22 protein-coding genes and 1 pseudogene are annotated in these 25,770 nt (G+C 66.9%); 7 read left to right on the top strand and 16 right to left on the bottom strand.

Features of this window, described 5'->3' with window-relative positions:
* Positions 1 to 18 precede the first annotated feature (18 nt).
* From GOQ09_RS13620 to GOQ09_RS13610, 3 genes are all read right to left on the bottom strand, one after another.
* Positions 19 to 720 carry an SDR family NAD(P)-dependent oxidoreductase gene (locus GOQ09_RS13620; protein ID WP_157613886.1) on the bottom strand — a complete coding sequence of 234 codons (702 nt, stop codon included), beginning with the start codon at positions 718 to 720 and terminating at the stop codon, positions 19 to 21.
* Positions 710 to 1,681: a Bug family tripartite tricarboxylate transporter substrate binding protein gene (locus tag GOQ09_RS13615; protein ID WP_157613885.1), complete on the bottom strand. Its 972-nt coding sequence runs from the start codon at positions 1,679 to 1,681 to the stop codon at positions 710 to 712. Before GOQ09_RS13615 ends, GOQ09_RS13620 begins: the two co-directional genes overlap by 11 nt.
* Positions 1,682 to 1,745: 64 nt before the next feature.
* On the bottom strand, positions 1,746 to 2,684 hold the full coding sequence (locus GOQ09_RS13610) for a dihydrodipicolinate synthase family protein (RefSeq protein ID WP_157613884.1): 939 nt from the start codon (positions 2,682 to 2,684) through the stop codon (positions 1,746 to 1,748).
* Positions 2,685 to 2,796: 112 nt separating this feature from the next.
* Between GOQ09_RS13610 and GOQ09_RS13605 the strand changes: the two genes are divergently transcribed.
* Complete coding sequence (locus tag GOQ09_RS13605; RefSeq protein WP_157613883.1) at positions 2,797 to 3,732, top strand: LysR family transcriptional regulator; 936 nt, start codon at positions 2,797 to 2,799, stop codon at positions 3,730 to 3,732.
* Between the two features lie 17 nt (positions 3,733 to 3,749).
* On the opposite strand, the gene GOQ09_RS13600 is transcribed toward GOQ09_RS13605, so the two are convergent.
* Entirely contained in the window at positions 3,750 to 5,408 is a 1,659-nt protein-coding gene (locus GOQ09_RS13600; RefSeq protein WP_242630833.1) for a pectate lyase, read from the bottom strand.
* Positions 5,409 to 5,921: 513 nt separating this feature from the next.
* Between GOQ09_RS13600 and fusA the strand changes: the two genes are divergently transcribed.
* A complete protein-coding gene (gene fusA / locus GOQ09_RS13595) occupies positions 5,922 to 7,982 on the top strand; it encodes an elongation factor G (RefSeq protein WP_157613882.1) in 2,061 nt (686 codons plus the stop codon).
* A 14-nt stretch (positions 7,983 to 7,996) separates the two neighbouring features.
* Here the strand turns inward: fusA and GOQ09_RS13590 are convergent, their stop codons facing one another.
* Positions 7,997 to 8,818, bottom strand: a complete 822-nt coding sequence (locus GOQ09_RS13590; protein WP_157613881.1) for an IclR family transcriptional regulator — start codon at positions 8,816 to 8,818, stop codon at positions 7,997 to 7,999.
* A 133-nt stretch (positions 8,819 to 8,951) separates the two neighbouring features.
* Between GOQ09_RS13590 and GOQ09_RS13585 the strand changes: the two genes are divergently transcribed.
* The 3 genes from GOQ09_RS13585 (at position 8,952) to GOQ09_RS13575 (ending at position 12,777) form a co-directional block, all read left to right on the top strand.
* Positions 8,952 to 9,920: a Bug family tripartite tricarboxylate transporter substrate binding protein gene (locus GOQ09_RS13585; RefSeq protein ID WP_157613880.1), complete on the top strand. Its 969-nt coding sequence runs from the start codon at positions 8,952 to 8,954 to the stop codon at positions 9,918 to 9,920.
* A 21-nt stretch (positions 9,921 to 9,941) separates the two neighbouring features.
* Positions 9,942 to 12,290 (top strand): cytochrome P450/oxidoreductase, encoded by a 2,349-nt coding sequence (locus GOQ09_RS13580; protein WP_157613879.1) that lies wholly within the window; start codon positions 9,942 to 9,944, stop codon positions 12,288 to 12,290.
* Positions 12,291 to 12,399: 109 nt separating this feature from the next.
* Positions 12,400 to 12,777 carry a YbaN family protein gene (locus GOQ09_RS13575; RefSeq protein ID WP_207309857.1) on the top strand — a complete coding sequence of 126 codons (378 nt, stop codon included), beginning with the start codon at positions 12,400 to 12,402 and terminating at the stop codon, positions 12,775 to 12,777.
* An 8-nt stretch (positions 12,778 to 12,785) separates the two neighbouring features.
* On the opposite strand, the gene acs is transcribed toward GOQ09_RS13575, so the two are convergent.
* The 10 genes from acs to GOQ09_RS13525 form a co-directional block, all read right to left on the bottom strand.
* Positions 12,786 to 14,708: an acetate--CoA ligase gene (gene acs, locus GOQ09_RS13570; RefSeq protein WP_242631126.1), complete on the bottom strand. Its 1,923-nt coding sequence runs from the start codon at positions 14,706 to 14,708 to the stop codon at positions 12,786 to 12,788.
* 111 nt (positions 14,709 to 14,819) lie between these two features.
* On the bottom strand, positions 14,820 to 15,725 hold the full coding sequence (locus GOQ09_RS13565) for an ACP S-malonyltransferase (protein ID WP_157613877.1): 906 nt from the start codon (positions 15,723 to 15,725) through the stop codon (positions 14,820 to 14,822).
* The gene (gene mdcB, locus GOQ09_RS13560) at positions 15,722 to 16,585 is read right to left on the bottom strand and encodes a triphosphoribosyl-dephospho-CoA synthase MdcB (RefSeq protein WP_157613876.1); all 864 of its coding nucleotides are present in this window, start codon (positions 16,583 to 16,585) and stop codon (positions 15,722 to 15,724) included. Before mdcB ends, GOQ09_RS13565 begins: the two co-directional genes overlap by 4 nt.
* On the bottom strand, positions 16,582 to 17,265 hold the full coding sequence (gene mdcG, locus GOQ09_RS13555) for a malonate decarboxylase holo-[acyl-carrier-protein] synthase (RefSeq protein ID WP_157613875.1): 684 nt from the start codon (positions 17,263 to 17,265) through the stop codon (positions 16,582 to 16,584). The genes mdcB and mdcG overlap by 4 nt, the downstream gene beginning before the upstream one ends.
* Positions 17,266 to 17,300: 35 nt before the next feature.
* Positions 17,301 to 18,002, bottom strand: coding sequence for a biotin-independent malonate decarboxylase subunit gamma (gene mdcE, locus GOQ09_RS13550; RefSeq protein ID WP_157613874.1), 702 nt, complete (start codon positions 18,000 to 18,002; stop codon positions 17,301 to 17,303).
* Between the two features lie 22 nt (positions 18,003 to 18,024).
* Positions 18,025 to 18,915 carry a biotin-independent malonate decarboxylase subunit beta gene (locus GOQ09_RS13545; RefSeq protein ID WP_157613873.1) on the bottom strand — a complete coding sequence of 297 codons (891 nt, stop codon included), beginning with the start codon at positions 18,913 to 18,915 and terminating at the stop codon, positions 18,025 to 18,027.
* Entirely contained in the window at positions 18,912 to 19,244 is a 333-nt protein-coding gene (gene mdcC / locus GOQ09_RS13540) for a malonate decarboxylase acyl carrier protein (RefSeq protein WP_157613872.1), read from the bottom strand. The genes GOQ09_RS13545 and mdcC overlap by 4 nt, the downstream gene beginning before the upstream one ends.
* Positions 19,245 to 19,258: 14 nt before the next feature.
* Positions 19,259 to 20,941: a malonate decarboxylase subunit alpha gene (mdcA, locus tag GOQ09_RS13535; RefSeq protein ID WP_157613871.1), complete on the bottom strand. Its 1,683-nt coding sequence runs from the start codon at positions 20,939 to 20,941 to the stop codon at positions 19,259 to 19,261.
* Positions 20,942 to 20,981: 40 nt separating this feature from the next.
* A complete protein-coding gene (locus GOQ09_RS13530; RefSeq protein WP_157613870.1) occupies positions 20,982 to 22,355 on the bottom strand; it encodes an SLC13 family permease in 1,374 nt (457 codons plus the stop codon).
* A 160-nt stretch (positions 22,356 to 22,515) separates the two neighbouring features.
* A complete protein-coding gene (locus GOQ09_RS13525) occupies positions 22,516 to 23,430 on the bottom strand; it encodes a LysR family transcriptional regulator (RefSeq protein ID WP_157613869.1) in 915 nt (304 codons plus the stop codon).
* A 141-nt stretch (positions 23,431 to 23,571) separates the two neighbouring features.
* Between GOQ09_RS13525 and GOQ09_RS13520 the strand changes: the two genes are divergently transcribed.
* On the top strand, positions 23,572 to 24,192 hold the full coding sequence (locus GOQ09_RS13520) for a hypothetical protein (RefSeq protein WP_242630832.1): 621 nt from the start codon (positions 23,572 to 23,574) through the stop codon (positions 24,190 to 24,192).
* A 1-nt stretch (position 24,193) separates the two neighbouring features.
* Here GOQ09_RS13520 and GOQ09_RS13515 read toward each other — a convergent pair whose 3' ends face one another.
* Complete coding sequence (locus GOQ09_RS13515) at positions 24,194 to 24,559, bottom strand: hypothetical protein (protein WP_242630831.1); 366 nt, start codon at positions 24,557 to 24,559, stop codon at positions 24,194 to 24,196.
* A gap of 296 nt (positions 24,560 to 24,855) precedes the next feature.
* On the opposite strand from GOQ09_RS13515, the pseudogene GOQ09_RS13510 reads away from it, so the two are divergent.
* Positions 24,856 to 25,754 (top strand): annotated as a pseudogene (locus GOQ09_RS13510) (MBL fold metallo-hydrolase).
* Positions 25,755 to 25,770 lie beyond the last annotated feature (16 nt).

Here is a 25,770-nt window from a genome sequence, read left to right as displayed (position 1 = left end):
GGCATGGGTGCATTGGTATTACCGGTGCAGCGACGCACCGCCGCAAATGGCAATGTCCTGGCCTGTAATGGCGGCGGCCGGCGCCGAGAGAAGAAAGGCGACCAGCGCGGCAATTTCTTCAGGCTGGATCAACCGCCCGATGGGGGGCAGGCGCGGGGTGCTGCCCGAGCGGGCCGGGTCTTGCAGCATTGCGGTCTGCGTTGCGCCGGGCGACACCACGTTGATGGTGACGCCGCTGGCGGCCACCTCCGCGGCCCAGCTGCGCGCGAGCGCGATGAGCGCCGCCTTGGTGGCGGCGTACTGCCCGCGACCGGGCAGGCCTTGGGCCACGCGGCTGCCGACGAACACCACACGGCCGCTGCCGCGCACGGCCATCGCGGGCACAAGCGCATCTGCGAGGCGCGTGGCGGCGTCGACGTGCAGGCGCCACATCAGTTCGCCACCCGCATGATCGAGCTGGCCCAACGGGCCGACGCGCAGCACGCCGGCGGCATGCACCAGCGCATCGGCGTCCTGCAGGGCGGCTGCGGCGCGCGCGATGCCTTCGGCATTCGACAGATCCACCGCCGTGTGCGCGAAGGCCGCATCGAACAGCGTGGGCGCCGCAAGATCGAGCCCGCTCACGCGCCAGCCCTCGCCCAGCAGATGTGAGGCAATGGCGCGGCCGATGCCGCTGCTGCTGCCCGTGACCACGGCATGCGGAGCGGCCTTATTCGACACGGATGTTGCCTTCGGTGATGATCTTCTTCGACCGCTCCATGTCAGCCTGCTGGAACTTTACGAAGTCTTCGACGCTGCCCGGCGTGAGCAGCAGCCCTTGCGCGTTGAGCGTTTCGCGCATGTCGGTGGCCAGGGCCTTGTTCACTTCGGCATTGAGCCGCTGCGTGATGGCCGGCGGCAGCTTGGCCGGACCCCACAGGCCGTACCAGCTATAGAACTCGTAGCCCGGAATGCTTTCGCCCACCGTGGGTACGTTCGGCAGGCTGGTGGCGCGGTTGGCGGAGGTAACGGCCACCACGCGCAGCATGCCGCTCTTGTGGTACTGCAGCGAGCCGAGGATGGGGTCGATGAAGCCGTCGATCTGCCCGCCGATCAGGTCCTGGAAGGCCGGCGCCGTGCCCTTGTACGGCACGATGAGGTAGTCGAGCCCGCCGGCGCGCTTGAGCAGTTCGGTCGACAGGTGGCCGGCCGAGCCGATGGAGCCGACCGCGAAAGTCATCTTGCCCGGGTTCGCCTTTGCGTACGCAATGAGCGACTTGACGTCGGTGATCGGCAGGTTCTTGTTGATGGCCACCGACAGCGGCGCCTTGGCAACCAGCGCCACCGGCGTGAAGTCGCGCACGATCTCATAGGGCACGGACTTCATCGTCATCGGCGCCGTGGTGAAGGTCGATGCGTTGAACAGCAGCGTGTAGCCGTCGGCCGGTGCCTTCGACACCACGTCGGCACCGATCACGCCGTTGCCGCCGGGCCGGTTCTCGACGATGAAGGGCTGGCCGGTCTGGTCGCCGAGCTTCTGCGCGAGCAGGCGGCCGACCGTGTCGAGCGTGCCGCCAGGCGGAAACGGAATTACCACGCGCACCGGGCGGGTGGGCCAGGGTTGCGTCTGCGCAAAGCCTGAGGACGCCGCGACAAGCGCAAGGGCCGCAAGCGTGGCACGGAGGAAATGGTTGCGTTGCATGTCTCTTGTCTCCTTCTGGTTTTATGGGGGAGGGCACCGGTGGTGCCGAGCCGCTTGTACTTGATCAGCGCTTCGACAAACCGGCTTGCCGCACCGCGGCGCGCAGCGCCTCCATCTCGCGCTCGTTCGGCGCCTCGGTTGGCGGGCGCACCGTGGCGTTGTCGAGCACGCCGGCCAGGAACATGCCGCCCTTCATGCGCGCGTGCGCTTCGCCGGTCGGCTCGCCGCCGCCATACACGGCATCTTTCAGCGGTGTGATGAGGGCCTGCACGGCCATGGCCTTTTTCAGGTCGCCGGCCTTCACGGCATTCCACAGGTCGATGATCAACTGCGGAATGAAGGTGGCAAAGCCGACCAGCGCGCCGTCCACGCCTTGCACCATCGAGGCCAGCAGGTACTCGTCGTGGCAGGTGAGGATGGCCTTCGAGGCATCGGCCTCGCGGATTGCCTGGATGTCGCGGGCGTACTTGTTCATGTCGCGCTGGCCTACCTTGAAGGCCTGCAGGTAGGGCAGGCGGGCCAGCTCGGCCAGCAGTTGCGAGGAGTAAGAGGCGCGTGTCCAGGCCGGGTACACGTGGCAGACCAGGTCGAGTTCCGGCGCGGCGCGGTGAATGGCCTCGAAATACTGCAGCGCATGCCCCGGCGTGAAGCCGAAGCGCAGCCAGTGGTGGGGCGGCATCACGTCGAGCGCGACCGCGCCGGCGGCCTGTGCGGCGCGTGCATGCTCGGCGGCCTCGGCCAGGCCTTCGCACACGATGGACGAGATGACCGGCGTGCGGCCGCGCAGCTCGTCGGCCACGATGCGGGTGACCTCGGCGCGCTCGGCGGGGGTGAGCGAGAACACCTCGCCGGTGTGGCCGTTGGTCATGACTGCCACCACGCCGTCGTGCCCCGCCAGCCACGAGGCGAGCTTGCGCAGCGCCGGCTCGTCGATGCGGTGGTCGGCCGTGAAGGGGCAGGAAATGGCGGGAATGATCCCGCGATAATTCGCGATGGAAGGCATGCTGTGTCTCCGTTGTGGTTCAAGGTGCAGGAATGGGTGCATCTTTTGCCGGCGGGGCATGCACCGTCCAATACTCGAATCGCATACAACTATTCAACCGATTGCGCAGCACATGGGCCCCGGCAACCGCCCCCTCGACCTCGAATGGCTCGAAGACTTCATTGCCTTGGCCGAGACCGGCAATTTCTCGCGCGCGGCGCAAGTGCGTTCCATTGCGCAGCCCGCGTTCAGCCGGCACATTCGCGCGCTCGAAGAGTGGGTGGGGGTCGACCTGTTCGACCGCAGCGCGCACCCCGCGGCGCTGACGGCCGCCGGCAAGCGTTTTGAGCCGCTGCTGAAGGAACTGCTGGCCGGCCTGGAAGCCGCCCGCATCAAGGCGCGTGCGGCACACGACATGGCCGCGGCAAGCCTGAGATTTGCCGCCACGCATGTGCTCTCGCTGACGTTCTTTCCGCGTTGGCTGGGCAGCGTGGAAAGCCGGCTGAGCCTGGGACCGATCCAGACGATGTCGGACAGCTCACAGGCCTGCGAAGACCTGATGCTGCAGCGCCGCGTGCAATTTGTGCTGTGCCACGGCCATGCCGACGCACCGGGCCGGCTCGACGAAGGGCAGTACCCGGTTCTTCGGTTGAGCGAAGACGTGCTGGTACCGGTCTCCGCACCCGGTGTTCACGGTGCGCCGCTGCATGCGCTCGGCACTGCCCAGGCGCCTTCGGTGCTGGCCTACAGCGAAGCCTCGGGCCTGGGGCGGATCATGCGTGCGATACAGGACAGCGAGTTCGGCAAAGACTTCGCATCGTCGCTCTCGGTGGTCTTTACGGCGCACCACGCCGCGCTGCTCAGAACCATGGCGCTCGAAGGACGCGGCCTTGCATGGCTGCCCATGAGCCTGGTTGCCGACGACCTGCGCAGCGGTGCGCTGGCGGATGCGGGCAAAGGCGCCTGGCGGGTGCCGGTGGACATCCGGCTGTACCGCCAGGCAGCAAGCATGGCCCCTGTGGCAGAGGCGCTTTGGCAGTTGGTGAGCGACGGATCGCCCACCCCCTAGGTGATGGCCTGCCCGGCTCAGGCCACCGGCGAAATGAACGAGATCAACCGTCCCATGCGGGCGATGAAGTTCGAGGTGACGATGAACTGCGGTTTTTCACGCTTCACATACGGCTCGATCTCCGGCGGCGCATCGGCCGGATACGGAGAGGTGTCGTAGATGTCGCCCACGTGGCGGCTGCGGTACGCCGTGCCGGTGTACGGCGTCGTCGGTCCGTTGCCGCGGAACGGGTTCACGATCTCGGGCACGGGCGCGGTCCAGTAGTTTCCGTCCACCAGCGCGGCCAGGATCGTCTGCACCTCTGATTCGGGCACCACCGGGGTCTTCAGCACCGCGCCTTCGAACAGGTCCGGAAAATCCACTTCGCGAACGGCGGCAAAGTACTTTGGCAGGGCGCGAGGCGCGGTGGCCCGCAGCGGCGACCTGGCGACCATGGCATCGATCTGCGGCTGCGTCATCGCATTGAGCTCATCCAGCCGCTTTTGCAGCGCGGCGGGGGTTACCGATCGGCCCGACGAGTAGTGGCTGATCGTGTTGGTGATGTCCTTGTCGAAAAAGTACGCGCCGTTGTGGATGTTGGAGCCATAGCGGTGAATGAACAGCGGCTCGTTGGTGTCGAGCTCGATGAACGTGGCCACGTTGCGCCCGGCGAGCAGCGGGTTGATGGTCGCGACATCCGCCGGGAGCTGGATGGATGGCGACTTCAGCCAGTCGATCGCATTCTGAAGCTGCGAAAGGTACTTCTTGTCGCCGGTGAGCGTGAAGTAGCCGAGCAACTGCTGGATGTTGGTCTGCGTAGTGTGCGTGGCCAGCGAGCGCGGCTCGTAGGAGCGCGCACCGGCCGGAGCGCCCGCCGGGCGGCCATTGGTTTCGCGCGACAGGTGCTGAAGGCTCCAGCCCGATTGCAGCGGCAACACCCCCGAGGTCCACTGCATGCGCTGCATGCAATCCATCGCCCGAATGATGTTGGCCACCAGGTCGGTGCGCCCCAGCGTCATCACGCACATGGTCAGGAACTTGATGTTCTCGCCCATGACGTCGTCGTTGAAGGTGACGTGCAGCGTGTAGTCGCTGTCTTCCATGCCCGCGCGAGCGCCCGCGGGCAACTGCTGCGGGTTGGGCAAGGGCATCGACGTGATCGCGTTCGGGTTATGCGGAAAGCGCTGCGGCCAGCCGCCGTCCGCAATGCCGAACTGGGGGCCGAACTGCGCGTCGGTGATGAACTTGATCGCCTTTTCGGTCGCGGCCTGGTAGACCGGGTCTTTCTTCTCCAGGTACATGCGCAGCATCAGCTGCGAGGCGACAGCGGTGGTGGCGTCGTCGAAGGTCGCATTGCCGTAGTAGTGCTGGAACTCCTCGAGGCGCCAGCCGTTCATGCCCACTGTTTCGTACCAGTGCTGCAGCGATGCCTCGCCGGCGAAGTCGTAGATGTAGTTCCAGCCGCCCGAGATGTGCTGGGCCGCGGCAACCGCCTTGGCCGTGCGGTCGGCCGCTTGGTAGAAGCGCTCGTCGCCGGTCGCGTGATAGGCATCGAGGTAGATATGGCCGATGGAAGACGTGCCCGGTGGCTGCAGCCACAGCATGGTGCGCTTGGCTTCCATTTCGCCGAATGTCTGCGTGAGGTCCGGCGAGTACGACCACACATAGCCGCCCTTGTAGGAGACCACTTCGTCCATGTAGGTTGCCGCGCGCTTGAGTCCTGCCGCGGCGGTGGTGGTGGCGGAAGAGGAATCGGGAAGGTCGGCCCGTCGTTGCCGCCACCGCCGCAGGCGGCGAGTGCGACGGGGGACAGGACCGAAATTGCAAACTGTCGGCGTTTCATGGCATTTCCCTTTATTTGATTGAATGTCCGGGGTTGGTCGGGCAGCGTCGTCGGATGTCATACGACATCAGTTGTCTTATGACGCGGCGCGCGGATTATTCGGGCAGCTTTAGTGCCGCGTCAATCAGGAGTTGCGAAGAAATTCGCTTCAAAGTATCACCAGTAGTTACATAGTTGTAGGACAACGTATGAGTTGCTGGGTATGTGCACACGTTTCCTCACGGTTGCCTACAAGGAATGCCGGCCGGGGTTGGCGCCGTTGCGTCGGCACTGCCAATCCCGTAGGCTGGCTCTCAGCGTCCACACGCGACACCCGAGCCTGTGCAGGCCGCCGGGCCGGCCTTCCGGACGCCAAGGAGTCCACGCCATGCCAAGCCGATCGAACGGCCTCGCGGCCGAAATGGAAGCAGTGCGAACGCTGGCGCTCGTCGGGCCCGCCGCCGCAGGCAAGAGCTCCCTTGCCGAGGCCTTGCTGCACAAGGCGGGGGCCATCGGCGCGTGCGGCAGCATCGAGCGGGGCAGCACCGTCAGCGATTACGACCCGCTCGAGCGCCGCATGCTTCATTCGCTCAACGCGTCGGTAATGCACCTCAAGCACGCCGGCACGCGCATCCACTTCATCGACACGCCCGGCGGCCCCGACTTTCTCGGCCAGAGCCTGCCGGCGCTGGAGGCAGTCGAAACTGCGGCGGTGGTCATCAACGCCGCCACGGGCATCGAGCCGATGGCGGTGCGCATGATGGAGTACGCGGCCTCGCGCCATCTCGCGCGCATGATCATCGTCAACAAGATCGACTCGCAGGGCGTTTCGCTGCAGGGCCTGCTGGCCGACATCCAGGCTGCCTTCGGCCGCGAATGCCTGCCGCTGAACCTGCCCGACGGCGTCAACAGGCAGGTGGTCGACTGTTTCTTCAACCGCTTCGGGCGATCCGACTTCGGCCCCGTCGAAGCGGCGCACCGCGCACTGGTGGAGCAGGTGGTCGAGGTCGATGCGGCCTTTGTCGACCGCTATCTCGAAGAGGGCGACGTGGACCCGGCGGAGCTGCATGCGCCGCTCGAGCAGGCGCTGCGCGAAGGCCACCTGATACCGGTGTGCTTCGTCTCGTCGCGCAGCGGCGCCGGCGTGGCCGAGCTGCTGGACGTGATCGTCAAGCTGCTGCCCGATCCGACCGAAGGCAATCCGCCCGCGTTCCTGCTCGGGGAGGGGGCGGAGGCCAAGCCGATGGAAGTCCGGCCCGACCCTTCGCTGCACGTGCTGGCCCATGTGTTCAAGGTCACGGTCGACCCCTACGTCGGCAAGATGGGCATCTTTCGCGTGCATCAGGGCACGCTCACGCGCGACAGCCAGCTCTACATCGGCGACGGGCGCAAGCCCTTCAAGGTGGGACACCTGTTCATGCTGCAGGGCAAAGAGCATGTGGAGGTGTCGCATGCGGTGCCGGGCGACATCGTGGCCGTGGCCAAGGTGGAGGACATTCATTTCGATGCCGTGCTGCACGACGCCGCCGAAGACAGCCACGTTCATCTCGCGCCGCTCGCATTTCCGGTGCCGGTGCATGGCCTGGCGGTTGAGCCCAAGCGCCATGGCGACGAACAGCGCGCGTGGGAGATCCTCGGCAAGCTGGCGGCCGAGGACCCGTGCCTGCGCATCGAGCATGTGGCCGCCACCAACGAGACAGTGCTCTACGGACTGGGCGAGCTTCACCTGCGCATCGTGCTCGAGCGCTTGCGCGAGGTGTACCGCTTCGAGGTCCTGACGCGGCCACCCCGCATTGCCTATCGCGAGACTGTAACCGCGCCGGCCGAGGGCCACCACCGCCACAAGAAGCAGACCGGCGGCGCGGGCCAGTTCGGCGAGGTTTTCCTGCGCATCGAGCCGCTGCCGCGCGGCGCCGGCTTTCAGTTTGCCGACGAAGTCAGGGGCGGCGCCATTCCGGGTCAGTTCATTCCCGCGGTGGAGAAGGGCGTGCGCGAGGTGCTGGCAGGCGGCGCCATCGCCGGCTACCCGGTGGTCGACGTGCGCGTGGTGGTGTACGACGGCAAGCACCACAGCGTCGACAGCAAGGACATCGCCTTTGCGACCGCCGGCCGCAAGGCCTTCATGGCCGCGATCCGCGAGGCCCGGCCCGCGGTGCTCGAGCCGATCGTGCAGATAGGGATCGATGTGCCCGAGCATTCCGTCGGCGATGTCACGAGCGACCTGTCTGCGCGGCGCGGCGTGGTCACCGGTACGTCCGATGTCGGGGCCGGCACAGTGAGCGTCGGCGGGCATGTGCCCATGGCCGAACTGGCCAACTACCAGTCAAGGCTCAATGCAATGACCAGCGGCCAGGGCCGCTACACCATCGCGTTGTCGCACTACGAAGCCGTGCCGCCGGGGGTTCAGCAGACGCTGATGGGGCAGTACCGGGGGCACGAAGAGGAATAGCAGGACACCGGGGGCTAGCCGTGCTTGCGGTAGCCCAGCAGTTCGCTGACCGCGCGTGCTTCCCGCCGCACTGCGGTGGCGATGGGGCCATTGATGGCGGGGTCGAAGCCGCCTGTCGCTCCCAATGCGGTCAGCACCGCGCACACGCGGCCCGCATAGTCGTAGACCGGCGCCGCCACGGCGCTGATGCCGCGCAGGTAAGTGTCTTTCACGCTCGCGCAATGCGCCTTCTGCACGTCGCGGCGCAGTTGTCCGATGGGGTCGGCCGCGTCGAGCGTGGCACGCATGTCTTCGGGCGAATCGGCCAGTTCCTGCTCGGCGAGCGCGAGCACCCGCGACTCATCGAGCAGGCCCAGGAACGCGCGGCCTGTGGCCGACCAGAGGATCGACATCACCGAGCCGGCGCGCACGTTCACCGTAACGGGCAGGCCCGGCTCCTCGAAGCGCACGATGGTCGGCCCCTTGTTGCCCATGACGGCGACGAAGCAAGTGACCTCCAGCGATTCACGCAGCCTGACAAGGCAGGGCTCGGCCGCACGAATCGGGTCGGCCTGACGCATGGCGGCCAAGCCGATCTGGATGGCTTCGGTACCGAGGTAGTAGTGCTGCGAGACAGCATCCTGCAGCACCAGGCCTTCCTCCATCAGGCTCGCAAGGTAGCGGTGCACCTTTGCCGGGCTTTCGGCGACATGGACCGAGAGGGCCGTGAGGCTGCTGCGGCCGCCGAGGTGGGCAAGGCCCTTGAGCACCGCCATGCCCGTTTCGGCCGATTGCACGCGCTGGCGGCGCTCGCGGGTGGCGGGAGGAAGAGAGGAGGGCTCCAGGGCTTTGGTCATGTGCGCTTGATGGTAGTTGGTGGAGCTGGCTGGCAGGAGAAGCGGTCGGACGCAGGGTTAGCCCTCAAGAATCATCATTACGCAATGCGTATGATATTTACGCAATACGAAACTACGCCAACTGGAGACTTTCATGAAAAACCGTCTTGCCCACTGCCTTGCCGTTCTTTCCCTTCTTGCGGCGGCCGGCGCCAGTGCCCAAACCTTTCCGGCCAAGCCCATCCGCTGGCTCGTTCCGTACGCGGCAGGTGGCGGCTCCGATTTTTTGGCGCGCACGGTGGCGCAGACACTCTCCACCCAGGTCGGCCAGCCGGTGCTGGTGGACAACAAGCCCGGCGGCAACACCGCACTGGCCGCAGCTGAAACGGCGCGCGCGCCGGCCGACGGCTACACCGTGCTGTCGGCCGACAACGGCACGCTGGTGTTCAACCCGGCGCTCTACAAGTCGCTCTCGTACAGCCCCACCAAGGACCTGGCACCGGTCACGCTGATGGGCAGGTTCCCGATGATCCTGGTGGTTGGCGCCAATTCCGGCATTGCCACGGCCAAGGATTTCATCGCTAAGGCCAAGGCAAAGCCGGGCGACGTGAGCTACGCCTCGGCGGGCGCGGGCAGCCCGCATCACCTGGCGATGGAACTGCTCAAGGTGGAGGCCGGCCTGTTCATGGTTCACGTTCCGTACCGCGGTGCCGCGCCGGCGCTGGCCGACGTGGTGGGCGGGCAGCTGCCGGCCATGATGGTCGACCTGGCGGCCGGTGCCGGGTTCATCAAGGGCGGCAAGGTCCGCGCGCTGGCGGTGGCCAACCCGACGCGCCTGCCGCAGCTGCCCGACGTGCCCACCTTCGCAGAGCTCGGCTACAAGAACGTCGAAGCCGCGGCGCTGGTCGGAGTAGTGGTTCCCTCGGCCACGCCCCCGGAGGTGGTGAACACGCTCAATCGCCAACTGGTGGCGGCGATCAACGAGCCCTCGGTGCGCACGCGCATGGTCGATTTCGGCGTCGAGCCGGTGGCCAACACGCCCGCCCAATATGCCGCGCTGCTCAAAAGCGAGACGGCGCGCTGGCACAAGCTCATTCGCGACCTGAAGATCACGCTGGATTGACGAGACCGGGGAGCACCGCCCATGTCAGATACCGCCATTCCCTCGCGCTCCTCCGGCTGTCCTGTCGCGCACGGGCCGTTGTCTTCCGAGCGCACGCCCACCGGCTGCCCCGTGAGCGCGCGCGCCGCCGAGTTCGACCCCTTCGAAGACGGCTACCAGCAGGACCCTCCCGAGTACGTGCGCTGGGCGCGCGAGAAGGAGCCGATCTTCTACAGCCCCAAGCTCGGCTACTGGGTGATCACGCGCTATGACGACATCAAGGCGGTGTTCCGCGACAACATCACCTTCAGCCCTTCGAATGCGCTGGAGAAAATCACGCCTACGAGCGACGAGGCCAATGCCGTGCTCGCCTCCTATGGCTTCGCGCTGAACCGCACGCTGGTGAACGAGGACGAGCCCGCCCACATGCCGCGCCGCCGCGTGTTGATGGACCCGTTCACGCCCGAGGCGCTCAAGCACCACGAGCCGATGGTGCGCGAGCTGGCCCGCACCTATGTCGACCGCTTCATCGACGACGGCAAGGCCGACCTCGTGGACCAGATGCTGTGGGAAATTCCGCTGACGGTGGCGCTGCATTTCCTGGGCGTGCCCGAGGAAGACATGGACACGCTCCGCAAGTATTCGATTGCGCACACCGTCAACACCTGGGGCCGGCCCAAGCCTGAGGAGCAGGTGGCCGTGGCGCATGCAGTGGGCAATTTCTGGCAGTACGCCGGCAAGGTGCTAGAGAAGATGCGGCAAGACCCCGATGCGCCCGGCTGGATGCAATACGGCATCCGCAAGCAGAAGCAGCACCCCGAGGTTGTGACGGATTCGTACCTGCACTCGATGATGATGGCTGGCATCGTGGCCGCGCACGAGACCACGGCCAATGCCACCGCCAACGCGGTGAAGCTGCTGCTGCAGCATCCCAAGGCGTGGCAAGAGCTGTGCGAAGACCCGGGCCTCATTCCCAACGCGGTGGAAGAGTGCCTGCGGCACAACGGATCGGTGGCCGCTTGGCGACGCCTTGTCACCAGGGATACGCAGGTGGGCGGCGTGGATTTGCTCGCCGGGTCGCGGCTCCTGATCGTCACTTCGTCGGCCAACCACGACGAGGCGCATTTTGCTGACGCGGACCTGTTCGACATCCGCCGTGACAACGCGAGCGACCACCTGACCTTCGGCTACGGGTCGCACCAGTGCATGGGCAAGAACCTCGCGCGCATGGAAATGCAGGTCTTCCTCTCGGAGTTCACGCGGCGGCTGCCGCACATGCGGCTTGCGCAGCAGAGCTTCACGTATGTGCCGAACACCTCGTTCCGCGGACCTGAGCACCTGTGGGTCGAGTGGGACCCCGCGGCCAACCCCGAACGCCGGAACCCGGCGCTGCGAGAGCTGCAGTTGCCGGTGCGCGTTGGCGAAACTTCGCGGCATGCCGTGTCGCGGCCCGTGGTGGTGGAGCGCGTGACGCGCGTAGCCGAGGGCGTGGTGAAGCTTCGCCTGGTGTCGCCCGACGGCAAGCCGCTGCCGCGCTGGAGCGCGGGTTCGCACATCGACGTGGAGTGCGGCTCGTCCGAGCTGTCGCGCCAGTACTCTCTTTGCGGCGACCCGGAGGATTCCGGCGTGCTGGAGATTGCGGTGCTGCACGAGCCCGAGGGGCGCGGCGGGTCGGCCTGGGTGCACACGCAAGTGAAAGCCGGCGACCGGCTGCGCATTCGCGGGCCGCGCAATCATTTCCGCCTCGACGAGTCGCTGAAGAAGGCGGTCTTCATCGCGGGCGGCATCGGCATCACGCCCGTGAGCGCAATGGCACGCCGCGCGAAGGCGCTGGGCATCGACTACGAGCTGCACTACAGCGGCCGCAGCCGCAAGCACATGGCCTTTCTGGACGAGCTTGCGGCGTTGCACGGCGAGCGGCTGCACGTGTATGCGGGCGACGAAGGCCGGCGCTGCGATCTGCGGTCGCTGCTCGCCGAACCGGTGCCTGGTGCCCAGGTCTATGCCTGCGGGCCGCTGCGGATGCTGGAGGCGCTCGAAGGCTGCTGCGCCGCATGGCCCGAGGGCGCCTTGCGCGTCGAGCATTTCGAATCGACCCTGGCCACGCTCGACCCTTCGAAGGAACATGCGTTCGAAGTCGAGCTGAAGGATTCAGGCCTGGTCGTCACCGTGCCGCCGGACCAGACACTGCTGACCGCCTTGCGCGCGGCCAATGTGGATGTGCAGAGTGACTGCGAGGAGGGCCTTTGCGGTTCGTGCGAAGTGCGGGTACTGTCCGGCAAGGTGGACCATCGCGACATGGTGCTGACCCGCCCGGAGCGAGAGGCCAACACGCGGATGATGGCCTGCTGTTCGCGTGCTTGCGAGGGCCGGTTGGTACTGGAGCTGTAGGCAAGAGATCGGCCAGGCATTCGACCAAGTTGTTTCAATTGGCAGTGGCCTACCATCGGCCGATGCTGCAGCCCTCGTTTTCGTCAGAGCATTCCAGAGGAGGCGCCCGTTGAGGCGGCTCGGCGCTTCCTTCGCAAAAGTGCTCTGGCGTGTGCTGGCGCTGGTGCTGGTCGCTCTCGGCCTGCTCGGCGTCTTTCTGCCCGTTCTGCCCACGGTGCCTTTTCTGCTTGCCGCCGCCTGGGCGGGCGGGCACGGCTGGCCTGCTTTGGAGCAGTGGCTTGTCGGGCACCCGCGCTATGGCAAGTACATCCGGCAATGGCGGGAGGGCGGCTGCGTACCGCGCCGCGCGAAGTGGGCGGCCAGCTGGATGATGGCCTTCAGTTCGGCCGTGCTGCTGGCCACCGGCGCCCACATCGCCGTGAAGATCGGCGCGCCGCTACTCATGGCCGTGGTTGCCGTCTGGCTATGGAGGCGGCCGGAGCCGTGATGCTGCCCTCAGTTCCGTTCCGATAGCTGCTCCAGGATGGCCGGGTTCTCCAGCGTGGATGTGTCCTGCGTGATGGCCTCGCCCCTGGCCACAGACCGCAGCAGCCGGCGCATGATCTTGCCGCTGCGCGTCTTGGGCAGGTTGTCGCCAAAGCGGATGTCCTTGGGCTTGGCGATGGGGCCGATCTCCTTGGCAACCCAGTTGCGCAGTTCGTTGGCGATCTTCTTCGCTTCGTCTCCGGTGGGGCGCGAGCGTTTCAGCACGACGAAGGCGCAGATCGCCTCGCCCGTGGTGTCGTCGGGCCGGCCGACCACCGCGGCTTCGGCCACCAACGCGGTGCAAGACACCAGCGCCGATTCGATTTCCATCGTGCCCATGCGGTGGCCCGAGACGTTGAGCACATCGTCGATGCGGCCGGTGATCGTGAAATATCCGGTCTTCGCATCGCGGATGGCACCGTCGCCCGCCAGGTAGTAGCCCTTGAGTTCCGGCGGGTAGTAGCTCGCCTTGAAGCGTTCCGGGTCGCCCCAGATTGTGCGGATCATGCTTGGCCAGGGCTTCTTCACAACCAGGATGCCGCCCTGGCCGTTGGGCACATCGGCACCGGTCTCGTCGACGATGGCCGCCGCAATGCCAGGGAAGGGCAGGGTGCACGAGCCGGGCACCAGCGGCGTGGCGCCCGGCAGCGGCGTGATCATGTGGCCGCCTGTCTCCGTCTGCCAGAAGGTATCGACGATGGGGCAATGGCCGCCGCCGACGTGCTGGTGAAACCACTCCCACGCGGCCGGGTTGATCGGCTCGCCGACCGAGCCCAGGATGCGCAGGCTCGACAGGTCGTAGCGCTCGGGGTGTACGGCCTCGTTGGCCTCGGCCGCCTTGATCAGCGAGCGGATGGCCGTCGGCGCGGTGTAGAACACCCTCACTTTGTGGTCCTGGATCATCTTCCAGAAGCGGCCGGCGTCCGGGTACGTGGGTACGCCCTCGAACACGACTTCGGTGGCGCCCAGCGCCAGCGGGCCGTAGGCGATGTAGGTGTGGCCCGTGACCCAACCGATGTCGGCGGTGCACCAGAACACGTCGTCCGGCTTCAGGTCGAAGGTCCACTGGGTCGTGAGCGCCGCATGCAGCAGGTAGCCCCCGCTGGAATGCTGCACGCCCTTCGGCTTGCCGGTGGATCCCGAGGTGTAGAGCACGAACAGGGGATGCTCGGCGCCCACCCATTCGGGCTCGCAGGTCTCCGGCTGCGCCTGCGTCTCGTCGTGCAGCCAGCGGTCGCGCGAGGCAACCCATGCGATGGGCCCGCCAGTGCGGCGGTAGACGATGACGTTCTTCACGCTCTCGCAGCCGCCCAGTGCGATGGCTTCGTCGACGATGGCCTTGAGCGGAAGCTGCTTGCCGCCGCGCACCTGTTCGTCGGCGGTGACGACCATGACGGCGCCGGCATCCTGGATGCGGTCGCGCAGGCTCTGCGCCGAGAAGCCGCCGAACACCACCGAATGCGTGGCGCCGATGCGCGCGCAGGCCTGCATGGCGACCACGCCCTCGATGCTCATCGACATGTAGATGACGACGCGGTCGCCTTTTTTCACGCCGCGCGCCTTCAGCGCATTGGCCATGCGGCAGGTGCGCGCGAGCAGATCGCGATAGCTGACGCGGGTGACCTGGCCGTCGTCGGCTTCGAAGATGATTGCGGTCTTGTCGCCCAGGCCGCGCTCCACCTGGCGGTCCAGGCAGTTGTAGGACACGTTGAGCGTGCCATCTTCAAACCACTTGAAGAAAGGGGCGTTGCTGTCGTCGAGCCCTTGGGTGAACGGCGTCTTCCAGCTCAGGAACTCGCGAGCAAGGCGCGACCAGTAGCCGCTGTAGTCGGCCTCCGCCTCGGCCACCAGCTTGTCGTACGCGGCCATGCCGGACACGTGGGCGTCCTTCATCTCCGGGGCGGGAATGAAAGGGGTTGTCGGTTCTTGGGTGCTCACGATGGATCTCCTGTTGCTCGATTCAAAAGACGTCAAGTGGACTGTTTCATCGGTCCGAACGACTGCTCAGTCCGAGTGGCTGTTCAGCCAGGCGGCGACTGCCGCGGCGCTGCGGAAGTCGTCGCAGGCGCGTGCCGGAACGGTGGAATAGCGCTGGTTCCACATGCGCGCCAGCGCCTGGCCCGGCCCCACCTCCAGCACGCAGCGCACCTGCCGCGCCATGATGTTTTCCATGCATTCGTCCCAGCGAACCTTCTGCGCAATCTGGGCCGCCAAAGCCGTGCGTGCAGAGTTCGCATCGCGCATGCGCTCCCCCGTGTTGCTGAACAGCGCCACGCGGGGCGCGCGAAAAGGCACCTGCGCGAGGGTCTGAAAAAAGCTCTTTGCCGCCTCGCGCATCCGGGGCGTGTGAGAGGCGACGTTGACCCGCAGGCGCGTGCAGTGCGCACCGGCTGCCATGGCCATGCGCTCCGCCTCATCCAGCGCGGCAACCGGGCCGCCGAGAACCACGCTGGCATTGCCGTTGCGAATGGCGAGCGCGAGTCCAGCTTCGATGCGCAACTGCTCGAGGCGCTGCTCCGGCAGGCCGCTGACAGCCAGCAGGCCACCGGGCGCATGCGCGGCGCAACGGTCCATTGCCTCGGCCCGCTGCGGTGCAAGCGACGCCGCCGTACCGGAATCGATCACACCGGCCGCGCTGAAGGCGGCCAGTTCGCCGACGCTGTAGCCGGCCACCGCGGCCGGCGGTGGAACGATGGGCGCGAGCTGCCCCCAGGCTGCCAACGCAAGGCTCGTCAGGAGCAATTGCGCATTGCTGTTCCGTTCAGCCCATTCCGGATCGGCGAGCGCACGGCGCCAATCGTCGATGCCGAGCTGCGCGCACATGCCGCGCACGATGGCGTCGTCCCCCAGCCAGGGAAGCATGGCAGGGTGCTGGGTGCCTTGGCCGGAAAAAAGCAGCGCGTAGCTCATGGGGCCGAACACACGCGGTGGAGCCAGCAGGCAGCGGCGAGCGTGTCTGCCGCGCCGCCGGGCGACAACCGCTGCCGCACGAAGTCGTCTGCAATGGCCTGCGCCTCCTGGAGCCCTTGGGGCCGTGCGATGCCTCCCCGGTCCAGAAAGCCCTGCGCCGCGCGTTGGGCGCCGCGCAGCCCTGCAAGACCGCCGCGGTGCGCCAGGTTGCTGTCGTCCAGCACCGCGATGATGTGGAACAAGGCATCGAGGCGGGCCTGGCGAGCCGTGAGGCCGCGGGCCAGCGCGCGCTGCAAGGCCGGCAAGGCTGTCTCGAACAGCACCGGGAAGCCCAGCGCCGCCTCTTCGGATGCGCTGCGCAGGCCGTGGCGCCGTGCGGCGATGCCACCGGGCAACGCGGACGGCCGCTGGCTGCGCCTGGCCAGTGCATCGCCCCAGTGGCGGCGCAGCGCATCACGCAAGCCGGCCGGGTGCAGTGAACCGCCTTGCTCCCGTAGCGAGGCACCTGCCGCCGCGCACAGCAGGCCGAGCATAAAAATGGCGCCGCGGTGCGTGTTGACGCCGCCGGTGGCGGCCAGCATGCGCGCCTCGGCCGCAATGCCATGCCGTTCAAGCACCGGAAAATTCGCGCCCTCTGCGCCGGCCTCGGCAATCTGCACGAAGTAGCGGCGCAGCGAGAACAGGCTGCGCATGAAGGTGTGCGCGTCCATGTCGTCGTGGCTGCCGCGGTCGATCAACGTGACCAGGCCGGGCTTGGGCGACAGCGAGAGCTCGTCGTAGAGCGCGAGCGTGGCGGCGCGGCCGATCATCTGCGGCGTGAGCGGCGCTTGCGCCTGCAGGGAAAGGGTGGAGCTTTTCATGCGCCCAGCTCCGTCATCTCGGCGCGCTCGCACCACGTGGCATCGCGTTGCAGGCACACGCCATCGAGCCGCTTGACCAACACGGCGCGCGAGCGGCCGGCGCGCCACTCGCTCCATTCACGCCATGCCACCGCCGAGCCGTCGTTGAACAGGAGCTCGCCATCCAGCCGCAGCCGTGGCGACTCGAACGACGCAAGCGCCCGAGCCACGGCATCCGCATGCGCCACTCCCTCGACGGTGACCGACAGATCGAGATCGGAGGCTGCGTGCACGTGATCGAGGCCGCTGATCGCCTGCCAGCCGTAGCTGCCGAAAACGCGCGCCGTCGCGTGGCCTTCATCGAGTCTGCCGAGCAGTTCGCTGATCGCGCCTTGGGCTGGCGGTGGCAGCAGGTCGTGCACGTCGGCAAGCCGCGGGAACTCGTCGAGGCCAAGCACCGCCGCGTGTGGCACCTGCAGTGCAAGCCGGCGCTTGTCCCAGCGCGCTGGCGCCGGCAAGCCAAGCGCGAGCCGTTCGCTGGCAGCGGAATCGGCTGGCTGCCGCGTCACGACCAGCGGCAGTTGATGCGACGCCCAATGCGCGAGGCACTCGCGTGCCTGCTCGTCCCACGGCCGGCCCAGCACGGCGGCCCAGCCGCTGGTGGAAAGCCGGGCGAGTTGATGGCGACGCAGTGGAGCCATGGCGGTCTTGCCTGTTCAGACGGCGGAGACGGCGGTCAAGCGTCGTCCAGCACGCGCTGCACGACAGCAGCGGCCATGCGGCGTCCGCCACGTTCGGCGCCGTCCCGTGCGCGTTGGTCTTCCGTCGGTGTGTGGGCCAGTGCCTCGCGCAGGCAGGCCTGCAAGTCGCCCTGCCAAAGCGAACGCACGCCGCCCATCGCCACATAGTTCTGCACGCCGGGGGCGAACACCGGGTTGGACTGTGACAGGGCCGTGAGCTTTTCTTCCGGCAGCTTGGTCACGCGCGCCATGGCGGGGATGCGCATCACGCGAATCTCGGCCTCGGGCAGCGCGTAGCAGGCGTCGGCAATCAACCCCGAGGTGATGAAGCCGCCGGACAGCGCCTGGTCGTACACCAGGCCGATCACGCGGTGGCCGCGCCGCCGCGCCAGGTCGATGCTCGCGCCCAGGTGCGCCATTGCACGGTTGATGCCGAGCAGTTCGTCGCGCCGGCGCAGTTGCTGGCCCTGGGTGTCGATCAAGAGCAGGATCGGTCGGCCCGGGTGCTGCGTGACGGTGTCCAGCACCACGCGCGCTTGCGCCAGTGCAAGCCGCACCCCGATTGGTGCATGGTGCGTGGTGCCGATCACCGCAACAGGCTCGCCGTCGAAGATGACTTCGCCTTGCAGAAAGTCGCCGTCTTCGCGCATGCCGTGATACGGGCCGAAGAGCTGGGTGACGAGTGAATTCCACTGCATGGATTGCCCCTCTCTGTCTTTGTCAAACGGTGCGCAGCGCGCGGACGGCGTCCACCGAAAGCTCCGGTACCTGCTGTGCATCGGGAATGCCGAGCGCGGTCCAGAGTAGCGTTGCTTCGTCGCTGTCAGTGGTGGCGGTGGAGCCGGTGGAGGGCAGGGCGTGCAGACGGTCAGTGAGCAGCACGTGCTCCTGCTCCAACGCGGCCAAGGTCAATGGCTTCGAACCGGATAGCGCTGCAATCGCCGCCGCGCGAAAAGCAGCAACATCGTCTTCGACCAGCGCATCGCAGTCGCCAGTGAGCCAGCGGTGCTTGCCGCCGGTGGTGCGCCAGACCAGTGCGCGGTCGCGCGAATCGAATTCGTCCACGCCGTGGGAGGCTTCGATCACCTCCGGGCCCGACATTGCCAGCCGTCCGACGTCGCTCATCACGATGTAGTCGGCGCAGCGTGCGACGATGCCCATGCCGCCGAAGCAGCCGTTGGCGCCGCCAATCAGCACGATTACCGGCATGCCGGCGGTGCGCACGTCGAGCAACGCGCGCATGACTTCCGACACCGCAATAAGCCCGGCGTTGGCCTCGTGCAAGCGCACGCCGCCCGATTCGGCCAGCAGCAGCACGGCCGCGGGCCGGTCGCGCAGCGCCCGCTGCAGCAAGCCGACCAGCTTGGCGCCGTGCACCTCGCCGACACTGCCGCCCATGAACGCGCCTTCCTGCGCGGCCACGAACACGCTGCGGCCGTCGAGCAGAGCGCGGCCGACTGCCACGCCGTCGTCGAATGCACATGGCACGCCAAGCTGCGCCAGGTGCGGGCTGGTGACCCGCTCGCTCGGAGGCAGCCATTCATGAAAACTGCCGGCGTCGAGCAGCAGCGCCAGCCGCTCGCGCGCCGAGCATTCGGCATAGCTGATCATGGCCGGCCTCCTGCAATCTCCGCCACCGCCTGGTCGAGCCGCAGGCTTACCACCGCGGGCGTGGCGCCCATGTCGTTGATCGACACGCGCACGCCGGCCAGCGGATGGCGGGCGTGGAAGTCGTTCATCACGGCCTGCCAGATGGGACCGAAGCCGCGCGCTGAAGTCTCGACGCGCACCGCGCAGACGTTGCCGGCGTCGGGTTCGAGCATGACTTCGAGGTTGCCGGAACCGACGACGCCGACCAGCACCGGCGCAAAGGCACCGGCCTGGCGGCCGCCGGAGAAAGAAAAGTCCAGGGTTTCGAGCCCTGCGGGAACGTCGCTCATCGTTGAATCTCCTGCTACCAGTTTCTGAAACGCTTGGGTGGCTGGTACAGCCCGCCGGAGGCGCGCACCAGATCGCGCATGTTGCGTGCGGCCAGCAGATTGCGGGTGGCCTGGCGGGGGTCGATGCCCAGGTCCTGCGGCCGGCGGATCACGCCGCGGTCGCGCAGGTTCTCGACCGCGCGCTTGTCCCGCGCCAGACCCACCGCGGTGTAGCCGGCCACGCCGCGAATCGCCTGCTCGCGCTCCGCATCGCTGCGGCACAGCAGCAGGTTGGCAATGCCTTCCTCTGTGAGGATGTGCGAGACGTCGTCGCCGTAGATCATGATCGGCGGCAGTTCCATGCCGGCCTGCTCCTGCAGGGTCCATGCATCGAGCCGTTCGACGAAGGCCGGCTGCATGTGCTCGCGGAAGGTCTCCACCATCTGCACCACCAGCTTTTGCCCGCGCGGCGTGCCGGCTGCGCCCGTGCGCCCGGCGCGCGCTTCGCGCCCCGCCTTGAGCCATGCCGGGCTCGAATGCCGGCGTCCGCGTGCGTCGGCGCCCATGTTGGGGGCACCGCCAAAGCCGGCAATGCGGCCCAGCGTGGCGGTGGAGCTGTTGCCGTCCAGGTCGACCTGCAAGGTCGAGCCGATGAACATGTCGCAGGCGTAGTGGCCGGCCGCCTGGCAGAAGGCCCGGTTGCTGCGCAGGCTGCCGTCGGGGCCGGTGAAGAACACGTCGGAACGCGCGCGAATGTAGTCTTCCATGCCCAGCTCGGAGCCGAAGGAATGCACCGATTCGACCCAGCCCGCCTCGATGGCCGGAATCAGCGCCGGATGCGGGTTCAGCGCCCAGTGCTTGCCGATCTTTCCCTTGAGGCCGAGCGACTCGGCATAGGTCGGCAGCAGCAGCTCGATGGCCGCGGTGTCGAAGCCGATGCCGTGGTTCAGGCGCTGCACGCCGTACTCGCCGTAGATGCCCTTGATGGCCATCATCGCCATCAGGATCTGGACTTCGCTGATCTGCGCCGGGTCGCGCGTGAACAGCGGCTCGATGAAATTGGGCCGCGGTGCCTTCACGACGAAGCTCACCCAATCGGCGGGAATGTCGATGCGCGGCAGCGTGGTGGTCTTGCCGTCGACCATTTCATTGACCTGCGCAATCACGATGCCGCCCGAGAACGCCGTGGCCTCGACGATGGCCGGCGTGTCTTCGGTGTTGGGGCCGGTGTAGAGATTGCCTTGCGCGTCGGCCGCCTGCGCGGCGACCAGCGCCACCTTGGGCGTCAGGTCGACGAAGTAGCGCGCGAACAGTTCCAGGTAGGTGTGGATGGCGCCGATCTCGATGCGCCCCGCGGACACCAGCTTGGCCAGCCGTGCTCCCTGGGGCCCCGAGAAGCTGAAGTCCAGCCGGGCGGCCAAGCCGTTCTCGAAAACGTCCAGATGCTCCGGCAGCGCCAGCACCGACTGCACCATGTGCAGCCCATGTACCTTGGCCGGATCGACCTGGACCAGGGCGCGCGCGAGGAAGTCGGCCTGCTTCTGGTTGTTGCCTTCCAGGCAGACGCGGTCGCCGGGCGAGAGCACCGACTCGAGCAGGGTGGCGACGGCTTCGGTGTCGACGCGCTTGCCGGCGAGCCGGCTTCCGAGCGCATCGGCCGCGCGTGCCAACCGCATGCTGCGGTCGTCGGCCTTGGAGGTCCAGGATCTGGAGATCATAGGAAGAGGAGTTGAAGTTCGATCGAAGACAGCGGCGCCCTCACAGCACCACGAAGAGCAGCCACACCACCACCGGCGCCACCAGCGTCACGATGGCGCCGTACACCATCAGCTGCCGGAAGAACACGTCCCGGTCCACCCCCTTGGCGCTGGCAAGCACCAGCGCGCCGTTGGTGGAGAACGGACTGACGTCGACGATGGTCGAGGACACGGCCATTGCCGCGATGAAGCCGATGGCGCCGACCCCTGTATCGCCCTGCAGGAACGGCACCGCCAGCGGGATCAGCGAGCCGAGCACGGCGGTCGACGAGGCGAACGCCGAGACCACCGCGCCGACGAAGCACAGCAGCAGCGCGGCGATCATGGGCGAGGTGAGTCCGGCCACGCTATGGCCGACAAAGTCGATCGTGCCCATCTTTTCCATCACGCCCACGTAGGTGCTGACGCCCACGATCAGCATGATCTCCGGCCACGACACCTGGCCCAGCGCGCGCTTTTGCAGGTTGGGTGCCATCAGCGTCAGCACGAGGCCGATGCTGATCGAGACGAAGCCGATGTCCTGCTTGAAGAACAGCGTCAGCACGGCGAGCGCAAGCAGTCCGGCCACGGTGGCGATGCGGTAGGCATGCGAGCCAGGTTGCGCGGCTTCGGCGCGCGATGACTCCATCAGGGAGTTTTCCGCCCGCGCCGCGATGCGCCGCTCTTCGGGAAACGATTCACCTTCGGCGTCGCCATACACCTGCGCGCCGCTTTGCCCATGCGACACGCGCTGCACGACTGGGGCGCTACCGTCGGCGTTCGCTCGCTGCCGCAGCAGCTTCATGCCGCCCATCAGGAAGAACAGCAGCAGCGAAACCGACAGGTTGACCCCGAGGCTTGCCAGCATGGTGGCAACCTCGTTCAGCGGCAGGCCGGCCTTGGCAACGATCTTGTTGGTGATGCCGCCGTAGATGCTGATCGGCGAAAAGCCGCCGCCCTGCGCGCCGTGCACCGCCATGAGCCCCATGAGCAGCGGGTTGATGCCGTACTTGGCGGCAAAGCCAAGCGCGATAGGCGCAATGATGGCCACCGCCGCCGGGCTGACCGCGCCCACCGCCGTGAGCAGCGCGGCAATGAGAAACATGATCCAGGGAATGGCGGCAATGCGCCCGCGCACCGCGCGCACCGCCAGCCTGACCAGCCAATCGATGGTGCCGTTGTTCTGCGCCAGCGCGAACAGATAGGTGATGCCTACCAGCGTGAGAAACAGGTCGGCCGGAAAGCCGCCCATGATCGCCTTCGTGTTCATGCCGGCCACCAGCGTGCCGACCAGGAACGCGCCGACGAAGGCGATCACGCCCATGTTGATGGGCAGCACGGTGGCCAGCACGAACATGCCGACCAGCGCGTAAATCGAAATCCAATGTGAACTCATCGATGCGTCTCCGGTGTTTTGGGTACGACGCACATGGCACCACGCGTCTGGGTCCGTACGGTACGCACCCCCTCCGGGACGATCAATGAAGCGGCGTTGCCGACCTTTACGCGTTGTGAAACGATCGAGGGTTAACCCTGATCGATCGGATGCTCAACCCTCAGCGGAGTTCAGCTCTTGCCAGGCGGCACACCGACAGCAGCGCCAGCAGGTTCGGGTCGCGCTCGCGCGTGCGCAGGAAGTTGAGCGCGATGGTCTGGCGCATCAAGTACCGGGGTTGCAGCGGAATCAGCTGCACCTTCTGCGGCATCACGCCGCGCACTCGACCCGGCAGCAGCGTGTAGCCGACCCCGCCGCTCACCAGGTTCATCAGCGAGAAGATGTCGTCGGTCTTCATCACCACGTTGGGCGTGAAGCCGGCGATGCGGAAGGTTTCGACAAACCCCCTGTAGGTGACGAAGCCTTCGCTCAGGCTCACGAAGCGCTCGCCGGCGCAGCTGCTCAGGTCGATCTCGCTCAGGGCGGAGTAGGGGGAGCCTACGGGTGCGGCAAACTGGATGTCGTCTTCGAACAGCGGTTCCGACTCGACATCGGAAACGTCTTCAGGAATGGCCATGAGCGCAGCGTCGATGGCGCCGTCCCGCAGCTTCTGCAGCAGGTGCGCGTTGGACCCGAGCACGAGCTCGGTGTGCAGGTCGGGCTTGCGCAGCTTCATGCCCATGATCAGCTGCGGCACCGTGCGGCTGGTCAGGGAATAGAGCGAACCGATGCGGATCCGGTCGGCCGAGTAGCCGGCAACTTCGCGCGTGGCGCGAACGCCCTCGGACATTGTGCGAAGCACATCGCGGGCTACCTCTGCCAGCGCATGGGCGGCTTCGGTCGGGTGCAGGTTGCGGCCTTCGTGCCGGAACAGGGCGCAGCGCAAGCCGGTTTCCAGCGAATGCAGCGCGCGGTGCACGCTGACGGCGCTGATGTCGAGCTTTTCCGCCGCGCGAGCCAGATTGCCGGCCTCCATGAAGGCCAGCAGGATCTCGAGCTTGCGGAAAGTGATCTCTTCGTCGACGTGGAGGAGCATGGGCGGCCTGCGAATGACACCGGATCGTACCCCCGACGATCGGATGCACCTGAGAGCCGCCGCCAACACCTAGATGGCATCGGCTTCAGATTGCGACATTGGCTGACAGCCAGCCGCTGCTGCGGGGTAGAGCGTCCCGCCATGACCAAGGTCGACCGCTACCAGCCCATGCTGCTCGACGAACGTCCGCTCGACCTCGACGAGCCGGGGTGGATCTACGAACTGAAATTGAATGGCTATCGGGTGCTGGCCGAGTTTGGCGGCGCCGTGCAGCTGCGCACGCGCAATGGAACCGATGCCACCACGTGGTTTCCGGAAATCACGCAAAGCCTGGGCACGCTGAGAAGCGGACAGTGCGTGGTGGACGGCGAGGTCTGCGTGTTCGACCAGGCGGGCCGCAGCGACTTCAGCCAGCTGCAAGATCGTGGGGCCCGGGGCCGGTATCCGGGTGGCCCGAACGTCGTTTACTGTGTCTTCGATCTGCTGGTGCACCGCAGCGTCGACATCACGCAGCAGCCATTGCTCGAGCGCAAGGCCGCGCTTGCCGGGATCTTCAAGAAGAGGCCCCGGCCGTACATCATGTACGTCGACCACTTCGAAACGGGCGCTGCTCAGCTCTTCGCCGACGTCGTGGTTCCGATGAAACTGGAGGGCCTGGTGGCCAAGCGCGCCTACAGCGTCTACCAGCCCGGCGTTCGGTCGAGCGATTGGGTGAAAGTCAAACGCAGCGCCATCCCGGCGGGGCGGGTCGCGCGAACTTGATTCAGGCGGGGCGCGTATCCGGCCAGGCAAACGTCTTTGCCGGGCCAGGCGCGCGAGGGCCCATGCGCTCGTCGAGGGCGTAGCCTTCGAGCGCTCTCACGCCGGCACGCAGTGCGTCGAGCCAGATTGCATAGGACAGCTCGGCGGACTCCAGTTCTCTCCAATGGCTTGCGTCGTCGCATTGCTCCGTGAGCACCCAGAAGAAATGCCCAGGGTGCGGTTCGTCGACATAGATGGCAATCCGCCGAACGTGGCTCATTGCAGTGTCCTCGCAAGGCACTTGCTCAGACAGCCTGGCCGCGCGGAGCCTGTTCCGCACGGCTTGCTTGTCGTCGACAACGCCGGTTTTCTGGTGAGCGTCGGCCATGGTGTTCTCCTTGGAGATCGCGCCAAGGCTGTTATGGCAATCGACATGCCTGCGGCAGCCGGGAGCGCAGATTGCCTTGGCTCTGCGCCCGCGAGCCGCAGGCCCACACCGGCGGTGCAATGACCAGGTGAAGCAAGAAATACAGCAAAAATGTCCCGGCATAGAACAGCAGTGCCGAACGCTGGCAGCCGTGCGCAAGGCTCCAGGCTCGTGCGCCGTGGCGCCGGGCCTGCCGCTTGCCAGTCGGTCGGTTCAACCCTTGTTCCGAGGCCGCCGCTCTTCACCGCCACACCATGATCGCCGTCCACCACCTCAACTGCGTCTCGGCGTGCCCGCTCGGCGGCCGCCTCATGGACGGGCGCAGCCGCAGTGCCTTCGAGCGCGGCTGCCTGTGCTGCCATTGCCTGCTGCTGGAAACCGACCATGGCCTGGTGCTGGTCGACACCGGCTACGGGCTGCGCGATGTGAACGACCCGCGCGGGCGTCTCAGCGGCTTCTTCCTGCGGCTGATGGACCCGGACTTTCGCGAGGAGATGACGGCCGTGCGCCAGATCGAAGGGCTCGGATTCTCGGCCTCGGACGTACGCCATATCGTGCTCACGCACCTCGACTTCGACCACGCGGGCGGGTTGGACGACTTTCCCGCCGCGCGCGTGCACATGATGAGCATCGAGCGGGACGAGGCGCAGCGCCAGCGCACATGGCTCGACCGCCAGCGTTTCAGGCCCCAGCAGTGGAGCAGCCGGGAGCGCTGGCAGGTGTACGCCGCCGGAGGCGGCGAACCCTGGTATGGCTTCGACTGCGTGCGCGAGCTGCAAGGGTTGCCGCCCGAGGTGCTGCTGGTGCCGCTCGTGGGCCACACGCTCGGGCATGCGGGTGTTGCGGTGCGCGCGGCTTCCGGCGGCTGGGTGCTGATGGCGGGTGATGCCTATTCCATCATCGCGAGATGGATGCCCGCGATCCGTGGTGCACGCCGGGCCTGCGCTTCTACCAGACGATGATGGAGAAAGACCGTGCTGCGCGCCTGCACAACCAGCGGCGGCTTCGTTCGCTGCGCGAGCGCTTCGGCGCGGAGATCACGCTGCTCAGCGCGCACGATCCGGTCGAATTCGAGCGAGTCGCGACTCGGGGCATGAATGTGCCCGCGGACCGCGGGAGCAGGGCGGTCAACGTGCAGTGGGGCGAGGCAACCTGAAAGTCACAAGGAACAA

The sequence above is a fragment of the Variovorax paradoxus genome, assembly GCF_009755665.1.
GTDB lineage: Bacteria > Pseudomonadota > Gammaproteobacteria > Burkholderiales > Burkholderiaceae_C > Variovorax > Variovorax paradoxus_G.
This window is presented reverse-complemented; position numbering and strand designations above follow the sequence as displayed.